The 17140-nt window shown below is 39.1% G+C and carries 7 protein-coding genes; 3 read left to right on the top strand and 4 right to left on the bottom strand.

Annotation, left to right across the window (positions count from 1 at the left end):
• Window positions 1–16 precede the first annotated feature (16 nt).
• The gene (locus L2586_RS15285; RefSeq protein WP_235293793.1) at window positions 17–3340 is read left to right on the top strand and encodes a PVC-type heme-binding CxxCH protein; all 3324 of its coding nucleotides are present in this window, start codon (window positions 17–19) and stop codon (window positions 3338–3340) included.
• A gap of 236 nt (window positions 3341–3576) precedes the next feature.
• Here the strand turns inward: L2586_RS15285 and L2586_RS15280 are convergent, their stop codons facing one another.
• Complete coding sequence (locus tag L2586_RS15280; protein ID WP_235293792.1) at window positions 3577–5040, bottom strand: DUF1501 domain-containing protein; 1464 nt, start codon at window positions 5038–5040, stop codon at window positions 3577–3579.
• Between the two features lie 5 nt (window positions 5041–5045).
• The gene (locus L2586_RS15275; RefSeq protein ID WP_235293791.1) at window positions 5046–8279 is read right to left on the bottom strand and encodes a DUF1553 domain-containing protein; all 3234 of its coding nucleotides are present in this window, start codon (window positions 8277–8279) and stop codon (window positions 5046–5048) included.
• A gap of 740 nt (window positions 8280–9019) precedes the next feature.
• Between L2586_RS15275 and L2586_RS15270 the strand changes: the two genes are divergently transcribed.
• Both L2586_RS15270 and L2586_RS15265 read left to right on the top strand, forming a co-directional pair.
• On the top strand, window positions 9020–11266 hold the full coding sequence (locus tag L2586_RS15270) for a GH92 family glycosyl hydrolase (RefSeq protein ID WP_235293790.1): 2247 nt from the start codon (window positions 9020–9022) through the stop codon (window positions 11264–11266).
• Between the two features lie 793 nt (window positions 11267–12059).
• Entirely contained in the window at window positions 12060–14645 is a 2586-nt protein-coding gene (locus L2586_RS15265) for a T9SS type B sorting domain-containing protein (protein WP_235293789.1), read from the top strand.
• A gap of 6 nt (window positions 14646–14651) precedes the next feature.
• On the opposite strand, the gene L2586_RS15260 is transcribed toward L2586_RS15265, so the two are convergent.
• Both L2586_RS15260 and L2586_RS15255 read right to left on the bottom strand, forming a co-directional pair.
• On the bottom strand, window positions 14652–16754 hold the full coding sequence (locus tag L2586_RS15260) for a right-handed parallel beta-helix repeat-containing protein (RefSeq protein WP_235293788.1): 2103 nt from the start codon (window positions 16752–16754) through the stop codon (window positions 14652–14654).
• A 120-nt stretch (window positions 16755–16874) separates the two neighbouring features.
• Entirely contained in the window at window positions 16875–17051 is a 177-nt protein-coding gene (locus tag L2586_RS15255; protein WP_235293787.1) for a hypothetical protein, read from the bottom strand.
• Between the last annotated feature and the right edge of the window lie 89 nt (window positions 17052–17140).

Here is a 17140-nt window from a genome sequence, read left to right as displayed (position 1 = left end):
ACACAATCTTACCACTATGAAATACGCACTAACCTTATGCTTTGCTTGCCTCTTCCTTTTTTCCTGTGAATCAGATGTCAAAGTTGATTTACCGCCATTGACTTACAGTGGAGAAAATCCAAGAATTCAAAATCCGCTGACTCCAGAGGAATCACAAAAACATATTCAATTGCCCAAAGGATTCACCGCTGAACTCTTTGCAGCAGAACCCAATATCATTAATCCTATAGCAATGACTTGGGATGAGAGAGGGCGGTTATGGGTTGTCCAGTCCATGGATTATCCGCATGAGCTTGAGAATGAAGTAGGTGGCGATCGAATCACCATTTGTGAAGACACAGATGGTGATGGTAAGGCCGATAAGTTTACAGATTTTGCGACAAAACAAAGTCTGACTACTGGAATTGTCAAAGTCAAAAATGGAGTAATCGTATCAAAAGCGCCTAATATGGTTTATCTGTCTGATCTAGACGGAGACGATGTAATGGATCAGGAAGAAATACTTTTTGGTGGATTTGGAATATGGGATACGCACGCAGGGCCTTCTAACTTGAAATATGGCTTCGATAATAAGATCTGGGGTTCTGTAGGATACTCTGGATTTGAAAACACATTCGAAGGTGAAAAAGTGAATTTCTCAAGAGGTGTTTTTAGATTTACTCAAGACGGAAAGTCTTTCGAACCTTTAGGTCAATTTAATAATAACACCTGGGGACTAGGAATTTCTCAAGATTTCGAAATCTTTGGATCTACTGCGAATAATAATCATGCATGTTACGTGGGTATTCCCATGAAATACTACGACTACTTAGGCAAGAAACCAAAGTGGGCGATCAATGCTGATTTTATCCAAGGACATTACGAAATAACTTCAGTAGATACGATTCCTCTTCAGCAAGTTGATGTAAGAGGAGGATATACCGCTGCGGCAGGAGCGAATTTTTACTTGGCTAATAATTATCCGAAAGAATACCAGAACCAAATGTACGTCAATGAACCTACTGGTCACCTCGTTCACCTTGCTAAAATTGTTCAAGATGGTGGTGGATTCAAAGAGATCGATGGTGGAAATATTTTTGCTAGTACGGATTCATGGACGGCACCCGTATTTTCCGAAACTGGACCTGACGGCAACCTTTGGGTAGCAGATTGGTATAATCCTGTCATTCAGCACAATCCAGATGCTCGTGGCATGGATAATCAAATCTGGAATGATGTTAAAGGCGAAGGAAACGCCCACTTGAACGAAAATAGAGATAAGCGACACGGTCGGATTTATATTATCAAGCATAAAAAAGGCAAAAAATCTTCTATTCAATCCATTGACCCTTCAGATGACAAAGCACTCTTGGCAGGATTAAAGAGTGACAATATTTTTTGGAGGACGACTGCACAACGCTTAATTGTAGAAAATAAAAAGACAAATCTACGTTCAGCATTATTAGATTTAGCAAAAAAGAAGGAAAAGGGAAATACGGGAGTCGCTGCTCATGCACTCTACGCATTAGATGGACTAGATGAATTAAAATCTGACGACAAAGCGAGCATGGATGCATTAAAGCAAGTTTTGCAAAATGGCTCTATTGCTTCGAAAACTGGAGCAATACCATTGATTCCAAATGACGAAATAGGCAGTGAGTTGCTTAGCCAATCAGGACTATTAGAGGATAATTATCTACCGCTTCGGAAGAAAGCTATCCTAAAAGCCAGTGAATTGCCGGAAACTCCTGAAATATTTGCCAGTATTGAAAAATTGAGCAATAATAATACAGATCAAGACAAATGGATTACAGCAGCACTGAATGTATACATGAAAGTGGAAAACAATGAAGTAATCTCTAAGAACGAAGTAGAAATGATTATTCCAAGTGCTGAAGACGCTGCTATTTCTTGGAAATACACGACTGAAAAGCCAAGTGAAGATTGGATGGAAGAAGATTTTGACGATAATAAATGGTTAGCATCAGATGGAGCTATAGGAACACCAGGCTTGAATGCAAATATTAAAACAACTTGGGAAGAAGATGAAATTTGGATACGTAGAACTATCGATTTAACTGAATCAATAGAAGAGCCTGTTTTAAAAATACTGCATGATGATGATTACCAAGTATATGTCAATGGTCATTTGGTAAAGGAAGCTAGCAGATCGAATAATAAGCATGAGTTAATCAAACTAGATCAAAGTGTTTCTAAATATTTCAAATCTGGAAAAAATATTATTGCAGCGTACTGCATAGATACAGGTGGTGATCAAGCCATCGATCTTGGGTTCGGAAAAGTGAAAGGTTTTCAAGCGGATAAGGTCATATCATTAAATACGGTGCCACAGAAAATGGCATTTGATGATACGTTGATTTATGCAATGGCTGGTCAGAAAATAGAGCTTAAATTAAAAAACATTGATGAGATGCCTCATAATATGGTATTGATTCAGAAAGGAAGCTTGGAAACATTTGGAAAGATTGTAGATCAATTTTTAACTGATCCCAAAGCTGCAGAATCCAATTATCTACCTAAATCTAGGTATATCTTAGGAGCAACAGATATGTTAGATCCAGGAGAATCTGGTGTCATCCGACTTACACTACCTAATGAGCCAGGAGTCTATCCGTTTGTATGTACTTTTCCAGGACACTGGCGAGTTATGCAAGGTAAATTAATCGTCAGTCCACGAGGAACCTACATGTCTAAAAATCCTTCGGCACCGATGGTTGCTATTATGGGAGGTGGTGGATCTCACAATTTCCAAGAATTCTTTGGAGTTTGGGATGGGAAGATACTAAGTGAAGGAGGAAGAAGTGTGAATTATACAGAAGAGACTGAAGAATTAGCATCATGGCTAGATAAGACAGATCTCTTAATGTTAACTAACAACAAACCATTTAATCCAGAGACTAAGTCAGCAATCCTTAAACATGTAAGTGAAGGAAAACCGATCTCGATTAATCATCCAAGTACTTGGTACAATTGGAAAGATTGGCCAGAGTATAATCGAACTTTAGTTGGTGGAGGCAGTGAATCGCATGAAAAACTTCAGGAATTTGAAGTAGAAGTGAAGAAGCCGAATCATCCGATTATGAATGGTGTTCCGAAGACTTTTAGAATAACGGACGAACTTTATCGATGGAAAAAGGATCCAAAAGGAACGCCGATTGAAGTGCTAGCGATTGGGAGAGGATTAGAGTCGGGCGAAGAATTTCCGGTAGTTTGGATTGTTAAGCATCCTAAGGCGAGAATTGTAGGAAATACATTAGGTCATGATGAAGATGCTCATGGCTTAACACCCTATCAGACAATTATAAGGAATACTGGAAATTGGTTGCTGCCACCTAAGTAAAATTCTTATAAGGAGCGCTTTCTATTGAAGGGAGCGCTTTCTATTGATGATAGTATTTTCCTGATGACAGCGCATACTCTTGATGACAGCTCATACTCTTGATGACAGCGCTTCAAGCGATGTCATCAATGTTTCGATGAAATAGTATCGTAAATGAAAATTTTACCTTTTCTCACTCCACTACCCTTCCCCACACAAAAAGTGTCAAATTAAGCCTAACTTTCAACCAAAACCCTCTACGCTAACACACCCTTAACCACTCTACCATGTACATCCGTCAGTCGATACCTTCTTCCTTGATGCTTGAAAGTCAGCCTTTCGTGATCGATTCCTAGCAAATGTAAAATCGTAGCATGAAAGTCATGAATATGGACCTCATCCTTAATTACATTATAACTAAACTCATCAGTCTCCCCATAAACCGTCCCCGCTTTCACTCCTGCTCCAGCCATCCACATGGAGAAACAACCTGGATGATGGTCTCTTCCATAATTGGTCTCCGTTAATCTTCCTTGTGAGAAACTTGTTCGACCAAATTCTCCTCCCCATATAACCAAAGTATCTTCTAACAAACCTCTCTGTTTCAGATCTGTGATCAGTCCTGCAGTCGCCTGATCTGTATCAAGCGCTTGCCTTTTCATTCCACTTGGTAGACTACCATGTTGATCCCATCCAGTGTGGTAGAGCTGGATAAACTTTACATCTTTTTCGGCTAATCTTCTCGCTTGCAGGCAATTATAAGCGTACGTTCCTGGCGTTCTCGCATTTTCGCCATACAGTTCATAAGTATAATCTGGTTCTTCGCTTACATCGACTGCATCTGGAACAGAACTCTGCATTCGATAAGCCATTTCATATTGATTGATTTTAGATTGAATTTCTGGATCGTGCCAGATATCATATTGATGACTATTTAATTGCTGAATGTGATCTAATGCTTTTCGTCGATCTTGAGCATTTACTCCTTCTGGATTATTTAGATACAAAACAGGATCTTTACCAGATCTAAATTGAACACCTTGGTGATGAGATGGCAGAAACCCATTAGCCCAAGCAGCAGAATTAAGTGGTTGTGCACCTCCACCTTGAGACAACATCACCACGAAATTCGGTAAATCTTTATTATCAGATCCTAGTCCATAACTCAACCATGATCCAATAGATGGTCGGCCACTTTGTTGTGATCCTGTCTGTGCAAACATCACTGCTGGCTCATGATTGATCGCATCAGTCCGCATGGACTTAATAATACAAAGATCATCAACGATCTTAGCGGTATGTGGGAATATTTCACTCACCCAAGCGCCTGATTGACCGTATTGTTTGAAGTCATAGATAGATTGCACAAGTGGAAAAGAAGATTGACTGAAAACCATCCCTGAATTTCTTTGAGTTCCTTGTACCGAGGGCGGAATCTCTTTTCCGTGCCATTTCGCTAATTGAGGTTTGTAATCGAAACTTTCCAACTGCGAAGGCCCACCACTTTGAAATAAGTAGATGATTCTTTTCGCTTTTGCATGAAAGTGTGTCCCATTCACCAAGCGATTATTCAGCAGCGCCTGAGGCTGGGTCGCATTTCCTAAAAGCGAAGAAGGAGCCAGCAAACTTGATAATGCGATGGCACCAAATCCCAAAGAAGAATGCTTTAGAAAATTCCTTCTACTTTCCCTATGCAAATGCTGTTTTATGATTTCATCCATAATTTTTATCTTATTGTAAATCCATCCGTTGTGTTCATAATTCCATTTAGAACGGTAGCTAATGCAGCTACTTCTGCAACATTTTGTTCTGAAGTGGGCGCCGAACTCCCTATCGAAACAAAAGCTTCTGCGTCATCGATCCGTTCAGAAAATTTCGTCACTTCATCGCTATAAAATTGACCTAAAACCAACTTTTCCTGCTGATTAGGTAGCCTTCCTGTGGCAAGCTGATATGCATTCGACAACCTAGCATCCACACTGTCATAATTTGCTAATAAATTTTCAGCCAAAACCCGGGATGCTTCGATGTATTGTGGATCATTTAACAAAACTAAAGCTTGTAACGGAGTACTTGTTTCTCTTCGATTAACCGTACATACACCCCGCTCTGCAACATCGAAAATCGTCATTGATGGCGGCGGAGACGTCCTTTTCCAGATGGTGTACAAACTTCGTCGATAAAGCCCCTCCCCTGGTTCTTGTAAGTATTTATATCTCCATTTCTTATTGGTTAATTCATTCCAAAGCCCCTCTGGCTGATATGGATAGACACTTTCTCCTCCTAATTTATGAGAAAGCAAACCACTTATGGCAAGCGCATTATCCCTAACCATTTCTGCTGTCATCCTAGACGAAGGCCCTCGAGCAAGTAATTTATTTTCCGCATCTATTTCAGCCAGCTCTTCCCTATACTTTGAGCTTTGCTGGTACGTAGAAGACATAACCATCAGCTTGTGCATCTTCTTAATATCCCAACCGCTTTCCATGAAAGTAACTGCTAACCAGTCGAGCAATTCAGGATGACTAGGCAGATCCCCTTGGTTACCAAAATCATCAGAGCTCGGAACCAATCCTTTGCTAAAGTGCATTTGCCAAAGTCGGTTCACGAAAACACGGGCAGTTAATGGATGATCCGCATCGAAAAGCCACTTTGCTAACCCCAATCTATTTCTTGGTAAATCCTCATCAAATGGAAGGACTTTAGAAGGTACATTCGGGAAAACCTCCGTAGTCGGAGCATTATACATCCCTCTATCTAAAATGTAAGTTGGCCGAGGTTCAGGAAGATCACCCATGACCATTATTTCTTGTACGGTATCTAACAGATCTATTCTTTCTGTTTTCAATGCCAGTAAATCCTCATGAACTTTCTGATATTGTGTATCCATCATAGCAAAGTGACTTGCGACCAAAACCTCAGATTGCTTATCTTTTAAGAAATTTGAAGCCTTTGCATCATCGTCTGCATATAAAACTTCTAAGGGTGAAAGCGCTCGATTATAAATCTTCAGCTCATCCAATCCACCGCCAAGAAATGTTTTCAGTTTATCCCGCATTCCTAGAACAAAACCACGAAAACCATACGTATGAATATCTGGAACAAATTCAATGGATTTATACAGATTGTCAATTTGTCGATCAACCGCTATCACTTGACCATTGATATAAAACTGAACACCTTCAGCACTTCCTAGACCATCATAAGAAATCGTCAGGTTAGTCCACTCACCGATCGGCAGCGGATCGGAAGCAAGAACTTGAATCGAATTACTCGGCCAAGAATTAGCAATGATAAATTTAGGTTTATTGTCCTCCAGAAAGAGCGAATAACCTTTTAGCCCAAGGCGACGATCTTCACAGTGAGAGAAGATGGTTACATCAGGATAGTTCTTTTCTGGATGGAGCGCAATAGAAATAGTGAAAGGATCTGTCATATCGAACCAACCTTGCTTCGAAGGCAGTATGACGCGTGTATATTCATTTACAAAAACACCTTGGTTCTGAGCGCCTGTTCGCAGTTCAGGCTCATGTACACTTGCATATTCCGATGGAGTTTTTTGGTTTGCAGCATTAAACTGTTTCGGATTTTTTTCCTCCAATTTGTCAAAAGAATAATGAGCGATGAGCGCCTTATTAATTGTGCTTTCCAGACTGTCTGTAAGTTCTGATGTGTTTTCAACTCGTACTTTCTTATCCGCCAGATATCTAGATTCTATTTCTGTAAGTTGCTGAGTTTTTTTGTCAATTTTTTTGTCAATGTAAGAAAGAATTTCATCCTGTTCATCCGTGGTTAAAAGTAACGAAGGACCTGGAACTTGACCCGGGCCATAGACGGGTGTGCCGATATCATTTGTACTGTTGAAAAAGGCAGACAACTCGTAATATTCTTTTTGGCTAATGGCATCGTACTTATGATCATGACATCTTGCGCACTCCACGCTTAAGCCAAGAAACGCTTTGCCTAGTGTCAAATTCCGATCTGCAACATATTCCAATCTGAATTCCTCATAGACAATTCCTGCTTCTGAATTTTTCTTATGTAATCGATTAAAGGCAGTCGGAAGAATGGTTTCTTTTCTAGGATTTTCCACTAAATCTCCCGCGAGCTGCAACGTGACGAAATCCTGATAACTCACATTTTGGTTAAACGCTTCGATAACCCAATCTCTGTAAGCACTAAAATCTCGATGTTTGTCATCCAGGTATCCATCCGTATCAGAGTAACGCGCCACATCCATCCAGTCTGCTGCCATCCGCTCTCCATAAGTTGATGAATCTAAAAGTCGGTCTACCAGATTTTCATAAGCGTTTTCACTTTCATCTGCCAGAAAAGCTTTCATTTCCTTCAATGTTGGCGGTAATCCAGTCAAGTCAAAGTAAAGTCTTCGAATAAGAATCTCTTTACTTGCTTGGGGAGAAGGTTTAATATTAAGCCGTTCCAATTGAGCACCTATAAAGTGATCAATTTCATTACTAGCCCACTTCTCATCTTTGATTCTAGGAATGGATGCTTTTTCAGGCTTGATAAAAGACCAATGTGGTTTATATTCAGCACCTTGACTAATCCATTTCGCAAGCATAGCTTTTTCTATTGGAGTTAGCGTGAGGTTAGATTCTGGCGGAGGCATCATCACTTCCGAATCATCTGTAAATATTCGGTGGATCAATTCACTGCCATCTGGATTCCCAGGAACGATGGCTCGATTTCCTGTTTCTGTTAGGGTCTCGGTTGCATTTTCAAAGATATCAAGTCGAAGTCCAGCTTTTTGTTTGTTTTGATCCGGACCATGGCAAGCAAAGCATTTATCGGATAGAATAGGTTTAACATGAAAATTAAAATCGACCTTTTCGGGAAGTTCTTCATAAATGGATGCAATTTCATCAGGTGGTGTCCATGCACAATTAGACAGCAAAACTGTTATCAATAAAAGTGATGTAATCCGCAGAAAGTTTTCCATGTAAATATAATTACCCTAATATAGGAAATGAGGAGAAACTTTCAATGATGAGGCCTCATTTATTTAAGAAAGTAAGAAAAAAGTAGAAGCGCTACATCTTGATGACAGCGCTTTCTGCGATGACATCAGTCTTTCCAAAAGTAATTTAGAACCTCGCCGCTTTAGTGCGAGCTTTTCAAGAGTTAAATCTTTAGGTTAAAACTCTAGATCCTCCCACCCGAAACCACATTTGATAGCCTCAACTCTATGTGAGACCATCATTTGGTTTCCTGATCTTAGCGCTTCCTCAGATTTTAGCATCTTCCTGATGTTAGCGCTTTCCGCGATGAAATCAGTCTTTCCAAAATCTATCATAGGACCACGTCACTTTAGTACGAGAATTTCAAGAGTTATATTTCTCAGGTTAAAACACTAGATCCTCCCACCCGAAACCACATTTGATAGCCTCAACTCTATGTGAGACCATCATGTGGTTTCCTGATCTTAGCGCCTCTCCAGATGTTAGCGTCTTCCTGATGTTAGCGCTTCTCGCGATGACATCAGTCTTTCCAAAATCTATCATAGGACCTCACCACTTTAGTGCGAGATTTTAAGAACTTCTTTTTTTGCCCTACTAAAACTTAAAGATTGGAAGTACTTAAACCTAATAAGCGCCACATTAAATATCTTCGGATCATTTATACTTTACCCCTAATTCCAATTTGATCTGTATATTCAACCTTATTTTTAATAACTGACTCATGCTTCTAAAATACGCTCATCCTTCTATAGGTTTAATTTCGGTACTGCTGCTTATATTTTGCCACAAGAGTGACGCGCAAAAACCCAGCGATTGGGTAAATCCCTTTATCGGTTCAAGCAACTACGGAACAACAAATCCAGGAGCAGTGGTTCCTCGCGGAATGGTCTCTGTCGTTCCATTTAACGTTTCCGGAAGCAAAACACTAAACAAGCACGATAAAGATGCTGGTTGGTGGTCGACTCCCTATTCCTGGGATAATAAATTTTTTACCGGATTTTCGCATGTAAATTTAAGTGGAGTTGGATGCCCCGAATTAGGCGTAATTCTACTTATGCCAACAACCGGTGAAGTCAATGCAAATGTTTCGGAATATGGTTCTGAAATGAGTAACCAAGTAGCTCATCCAGGATACTATTCAACTTATCTCAATAAATACAATATTAAAACTGAAGTATCGGCATCGGAACGAACAGGCATTAGTCGGTTTACTTTTCCAGCAGGGAAATCGAATATTCTTATAGACCTTGGCAACGGGCTAAGCAACGAAAGCGGCGCATCGATAAAAATTGTAAACAATCAAGAAATTGAGGGCTCTCGAATGACTGGAACTTTTTGTTACAACGATGGCACCGAACGACCTGTCTATTTTGTTGCCCGTTTTAGCAAGCCTGCCGAAAGTTTTGGAACATGGAAAAAAATGGCCAAAATGGGCCCTGAATCAGCATGGTCGGGCACGAGTAATAAATTTAAATACTATAAAAACTTTAAGGCCGAAATGGCAGGTGATAGCATTGGCACTTGGTTTACTTTCGATACTGAAACCAATGAAGAAATTATTGTTGAAATGGGAATTTCGTATGTAAGTATTGAAAATGCCCGCTTAAACCTAGATACGGAATCGAATAAATTTAATTTTGAAACGACAAGAAAAAAAGCAGAAGAAAAGTGGAGTAAAGCACTTTCGACGATAACGGTGAAAGGTGGTAGTGATGATCAAAAAACCATTTTCTACACTGGTTTATACCACATTCAAATTCACCCTAATATTTTAAGCGATGTAAACGGGCAATACCCTGCAATGGAGTCATTCGAAATTAGGGAACATAAAGATGGAGAGCGTTACACTGTTTTTTCATTGTGGGATACCTATCGCAACCTTCATCCATTTTTAAGTTTGGCTTTTCCCCAGCAGCAGTTAAATGCCGTTCAGTCCATGATAGAAATGTACGACGAAAGTGGTTGGCTGCCTCGTTGGGAGTTAAATAGTACCGAAACTCATGTGATGGAGGGCGATCCTGCCATTCCCGTTATTGTAGATACCTGGTTACGTGGCATTCACGATTTTGATATAGAAAAAGCTTATGAAGGAATGCGAAAATCGGCAACAACTCCCGGTGCTGAGAATAAAATCCGACCTGATATTGACCATTATATTTCACACGGTTATGTTCCGTTAATAGGTAAATACGACAACTCGGTTTCACATGCGCTGGAATATTACATTGCCGATTGGAATCTGGCACAAATTGCCAAAGAATTAGGTCACGATGAAGATTATGAACGGTTTTTGAAACAATCCCGTGGATACAAAAATTATTTCAGTACTGAATTCGGAATGATTCGTCCAAAGCTAGAGAATGGTGAATTTATGCCCAATTTTAATCCACGTCAAGGTGAAAATTTTGAACCAAGTCCAGGCTTTCACGAAGGAAATGCTTATCAATACACATTCGCTGCGCACCACGACATGGAAGGGATGATGGAATTAAATGGAGGTCCGAAGGCGTTCTCAAATAAGTTACAAGCCATTTTCGACGATGGTCATTTTGATATGGCTAACGAACCTGACATTCATTATCCATGGTTATTTAATTATGTCGAAGGCGAAGAATGGCGTACTCAGAAAGAGCTCGATCGGTTAATGAAAACCTATTTCAAGAATGCTCCCGACGGCCTTCCTGGTAACGATGATACTGGAACCATGTCTACCTGGATTGTTTATTCAATGATGGGGATTTACCCTGTACTTCCGGGAGATATGAACTATGCAGTTGCGTCTCCAGTTTTTGATGAAGTCCGGATTAAACTTGACCAAAATTTCTATCCTGGCGAGGAAATCGTAATCAAAAACACAGGTTCTGGCGAAAAAATAAAGTCAATTAAATTTAATGGTGAAACTCTGGAATCCTTTTTTATCAACCATGCTGATTTGGTAAAAGGTGGGATTTTAGAAATAGGACATTAGTGGATTTTAGGGTTGCCTAAAATTAATGCGTCATATTGATTCTTCTCTTGATGTCAGCACTTCCTTTTGATGTTAGCGCTTTTCGCGATGACATCAATGGTCTAGAATCGCTCTCTCAAAAATGCAACACATTCTCACTTACCCACTTATCCGCCCTAAAATGCGTCACATTGAATTCTTCTCTTGATGTTAGCGCTTCTAGCGATGACATCAAGAGAAGAACATCACTGTACCTCGCCACTTTAGTGCGAGCAATTCACAACGTATTTTCTCGAGTTAAAACCCAAAGACTACACCGCATTTTCTGCGGTGGTCCATTAATACCATAATTCTAAATTATGCATTTTACTTTCTGAATGTTCAATTCCTCCTATTCGAAACCACATTTGATAGCCTCAGCTCTATGTGAGACCATCATGTGGTTTTCTGATGTCAGCGCTTCCTCTTGATGTTAGCGTTTTTCGCGATGACATCAATGTTTCAGAATCGCTCTCTCAAAAATGCAACACATTCTCACTTCCCTACTTATCCGCCCTAAAATGCGTCACATTGAATTCTTCTCTTGATGTTAGCGCTTTTCGCGATGACATCAATGGTCTAGAATCACACTCACAAAAATGCAACACATTCTCGCATTGAATTTCACTCTTAATATCTGAGGTTAAATCGATTAGGCATCTAACAACCAATTTTAATTTTTTAATCCAAAATTTTTGCAGCGTTTAGACTCAATTATGTTTTATAAAGGTAGGAGGAAACTCTAAACCTTAAAATTGGATTGAAAGCGAGTAAAATGATTAGAAAATTTATTTACGTTCTTGGATTATCATGTGTTTTATCATCGTTACCCATAGGATCTGATTCTATACTCTTACAGAACGAAACCTTATCCAATCAGACTCTTAGAGGTATTGAGTCTGATGGGAATAGCGAAAACTGTGAAGCAGAAACACAAACATTTACAAACCAAGCAACCGCAAACCTATCCTTTGATTCCTATGAATTCCTTCTAGATTGCTCCATATTATCCATCACTTTTTGTAACACAGGATCCGTAGCATATGATAATTCCATATTTTTTACTACCCTGTACGATGTTAACCCTTTAGTGGATGTGGCTCAACAAGCATATCCTTTTACAATTGATCTAAATGAAGTTATCGAACCTGGAGAATGCTTTGAAACTAGGCTTTTCAAAATAGATGTAGTCTGGGAAGAGGAAATGCTATATGGTTTTATAAATGACAATAATACCATACCAACGCCACTTGATTTAGTGAACTATAATCCACCATCAGGTTTCGTAGAAGTCGACTACTTAGATAATCTCTTCATGATGGATTTCACTGTGTGTGACCATCCAATTGTTGAAATATGTAATAACGCTATAGATGATGATGGAGATGGACTTACGGATGCATTTGATCCGGAATGCCAATGCAATAATGAGGCTAAGAGTAGCGAGAACCAAGTACCAAATGGTGATTTTGAAGAACATTCAGGATGTTGTTCAGAAATCTCGCAAAATGCAAGTTGTGTAAATGACTGGGAAGGAATCGGCGGAACTGCTGATTATTATGGTGTTGATTGTATCATTGGTAGTACAATTACAGATATAGAAGAGGCTAATGTGACCAATTTCGACCAATCTTTTATTTCAATCGGAACTTCGGAAAATTTTTCAGAAACCATGGGCACTTGCTTGCTCAGTCCAATGCATGCTGGTGAAGAATTCAAGGTGTCCATATCGGCTAGTCTGCCTCATGACTTTCTCGTTAATCTAACTTCTGCTATTGAGCTAACTGTCTATGGTTTTACAGATCTCTGCCCAGATTTCTCATCCATTCTAGGATCCTCTAGTAATAATTTCTGTTCTACTACTTTATCCGAAAATGCAGAAAAGTTGATCACCATTTCCTCTGATGACTTGCTAAATATGGAATTCACAGTATTCGAATCGGCCTTTACTCCTAGTAAGGATATTAACTATATCGTTTTGTCCATAGATTGCAATGATGATAATAAAGGCTCTGCATTTTTCCAGATTGCTGAAATTGGTATATATGATATGGGCAAAGATTCTTGGTACTTCGATGATACGATCAGCGTTTCAAGTACATGTGAAAAATCAATTATCCTCAGTGTTCCATTTTCCGATACGTTGAATTATCAATGGTATCAAGACAGTATGCCTTGGATCGGCAAGGAATCTTCCTCCATCGTAATCAATAATACCAATGATCATTTTTCTGATTTCCGCGTTTTTGTCTATAACGAAAATGGTTGCAAATTGGTCGGACCAGCTATTTTTGAAACCATTGTAATTCCACCAACGCTAGTTAATGCTTCTATTTGCGCGGGTTCAGAATACGTTCTTGGAGATCAGATTCTAACAAGTGCAGGATTGTATTATGAGACTTTAGAGAGTCAACTTGGATGTGATTCGCTCATAGAATTAACATTAGAAATTTCTAATCAGATTATTGAAAATATATCTAGGTCAATTTGTGCGGGTGAGACCTTCTCATTTAATCAAATGGAACTTAATCAATCTGGTATCTATTCCGATACTATCTCCAATTCGGTCGGTTGCGATAGTATTTATATATTAGACTTAGAAGTTCTGGAAGGTTCAGCTTATGCATTTCAAGATTCATTTTGCGCAGGTGAATCATATCCGTTCAGTGGTGAAGAAATTCTCTCTCCAGGTGTCTATTCTCATACACTAAGTAATGACGTGGGCTGTGATAGCATAATAACGCTGACGCTTACTGAAAAAGCGATTCCACAAATGTATTTTAATAAAGAGATTTGCGATGGTGAAGAAATTAAAATTGGCTCACAAATTTACTCAGAAAGTGGCAACTATTCAATGATGCTAAAGGCAGAAAATGGGTGTGACACTTTACTGACTTTATCGCTCCACGTCCAAGAAATGATTATCGGTGATACGATTATTGCACAAATTCGAGAAGGTGAATCTTATCATTTCAATGGAGAAGATTTCGATGAAGAAGGATTCTATGAAATGATCATTCCTTCACATTCAGGATGTGATAGTTTGGTCAATCTAGACCTTAGAATCAACAGAGATGTCTACGTTCCCAATGTTATTTCCACAGCTTCGACCCTTGGCAATGATCACTTGATTGTATACAGTACCAGTGATCTGGTGATCAGAAATTATAGAATATTTGATAGGTGGGGTAACATTATTTTCACAAGTCAAAACTTTAGAACGTCAGATGGTATGGATCACTTCTGGAATGGACATTCTGATGGGCAGGTTACTGCTAAAGGGGTCTATATCTACTACATTGAATACGAAGATGTTGATGCTAATCCTAAAATCCTAACTGGATCGGTAACTGTTATTTAATCAGTTCTAATCCTTTATTAGATTCTTTGCAACGACTTCATCAAATTCAATGAGGATGGATTCCGGCAATTCTGATTTCTTTTTCCATTCTGCACTTCCGTATACTCCTGCTTTTGAGAAATCAAATGGTTTGAAGTTTATTTTGTCAATTGTTTCAGTGTTCTGAAATCTAAAATCGAAATTGGGCGCATCTATAAAATTAGGATTTGCTATTAGGCTATTTACGTCATGGCCACTTTGCTGCCACTCCCTAAAAGATTGACCATTAAAATCGTAGGAATCACCTCCCGTATTCCAGTAGAGGTTATGGTCCATTTTGATGTCAATTTTATTCCATGCCCCTTTAAGCACAACTCCTTCATCAAACACAATGATGTTATTGCTGAAGTCAAATGAGCGATGATCTTCTACCCTAGTGCATTGCGCTTGATACAGTTTTGCATAGGCAAATATGTTATTCTTCATGATGTTGTTTTCTCCATAATGCTGGTGAAAGCCACCTGTCTTTGTACTATAGACCAGATTATTCTCCATTACAATATCTGAAGAGCCTTCGTCTGTATATAATCCCCAACCTCCATAAGAATACGCATGAACATGGTGAACAATATTATTACTTATCACCGTTCCTTCAGACTTTCCGAGCGAATAAACTGCAGCCATATCACTTAATAAGTCCCAGCCAATATGGTGAATATGATTATGCGTGATGATATTTCTTTTCGCAAGACTTGGTTTATATCCCCAAACCCAACCTACAGAAACACCAGAATAGTAAAAATTCCCGATGTCATTATGAGTAATGGAATTATCTGAGCTATGCCCTACCCAGACACCAACGGCAGGAGGAAATTCTTGCCCACCTGACTGGATTATATTGTTGTCTAAAGTGATATGATTCGTATGTTCTACACCATCTAAGGCCGCTTTATCACCTAAGTATATTCCTCCACCGCCGATATTATTGATGAAGCAATGCGTGACCTTAGAAAAACTACATCCTTTACCAAACCAAATGGCATGTTGACCAACCTGTGAAATCTCACAATTTGAAAATGTGATGTGCTTAGCACCTTCGAGCATAATGCTGGAGGAAATAGCAATGGCTGCTTGATTAGGTTCGAATCCACTGCGCGGCATCTTATAGTGACTATGCTTGAATGCAATGCCTTCAAATGTGATGTGTTCAACAAGCTTGTTCTTAGTCGCATCACCGTTTATTTTGATCAAGTTATCTAAAACTGGAGCAATAATCTCCGTATTCTCGATCGTCTGACCTGGCAATGGAATATATGACAATATACCGTTCTTACTCAAGAACCACTCCCCTTTTGCGTCTAATGCTGCTTTATAATTTTCAAGAATTATTCGTCCATCTTTTTTTAATGGGTTCCAAGGTTTCATCCCTTGTCCTGATGTGAATAAGGCTAGACTGTCTTTGTCAATTTTATCTACATGTCTGATCGTGAAATCCCACTTATGGTAAGCCCGGAATCGGAGTAATGCTAAGTCTTCTTCGTCAATGTTTTGTAACGATTGAAAATTATCTTCATCAAACTTGAGCACTTGTTGTGCTTTTAGCGCGACTCGGCCTGATCCTCTTTCCCACACATTCTCTTGAACATCTCCTATTTTTAGAAATCCAGAATTAGGCGTACGAGCAAGAATTGCCCGAGAATCATTTACATAAAGCTGGTCAAATCTCCATTTATAATATTTGCTTTCAGGAATTTCAGCTTCCCACACCCCATTTTCTTTAACTTCAAAACCAGTGATCTTCTTTCCTCCACTAAATATTGGTAACGCCCCGTCCGCCGCTTTATAGATAATCGGATATTCCTCTGTACCGCTGTCTTCTGGATAAAGTTCGAAGATCTCATTCATCGTATAGAATCCATCAGTAATGATAATGGTATAAGATGATGGCTGCGCTTTTGCTTTTTTGTGTGCACGAATGGCATTTCTAGCCCCGGTTAAGGAAGCTAGAGGTTGATCAGAAGTCCCAATGTTTGCATCATTTCCATTTGTAGAAACGTAAAATTCTACTTGGGCATTAGCATTGATTAGGCTCAGTGAAAACCCAATAAATAATAGAAAAGTTCTAATCATTTGGCGAGGCATTTTGTATTACGAAAACGGAAGGTAGTAATCAGCCTTAAGAGATGAAAGTTTTCCAATAACAAATAAGCAAACACTAGGCTATATAAAAATAATTACTGGATGTTGAATTCATAATTCTTCGTCTTTAGACTTGTTCTTCTTTTTCATTAGTGTGGTTCCTGTTCCTACACCGATGGCGATTCCTAAACTCAGCCATAAAGCAATATTCCCTGTTAGAATCCCAACTAAGCTACCCAATGCAATGCCGATTGCGGTTCCTTTGGCTAAAGTGTTATCTTTTTTCATCATCCGTGTTTATTGGCATAAGATAATCAATTAGATATGGATAAGAGGTATTAAATATTTAAATAATTTGTACTGATTTTAATTCTAAA

Source organism: Portibacter lacus (genome assembly GCF_021533215.1).
GTDB classification, from domain to species: domain Bacteria; phylum Bacteroidota; class Bacteroidia; order Chitinophagales; family Saprospiraceae; genus Portibacter; species Portibacter lacus.
Note: the sequence above shows the minus strand (reverse complement) of the source record. Positions and strands in the feature narration are given on the sequence as shown.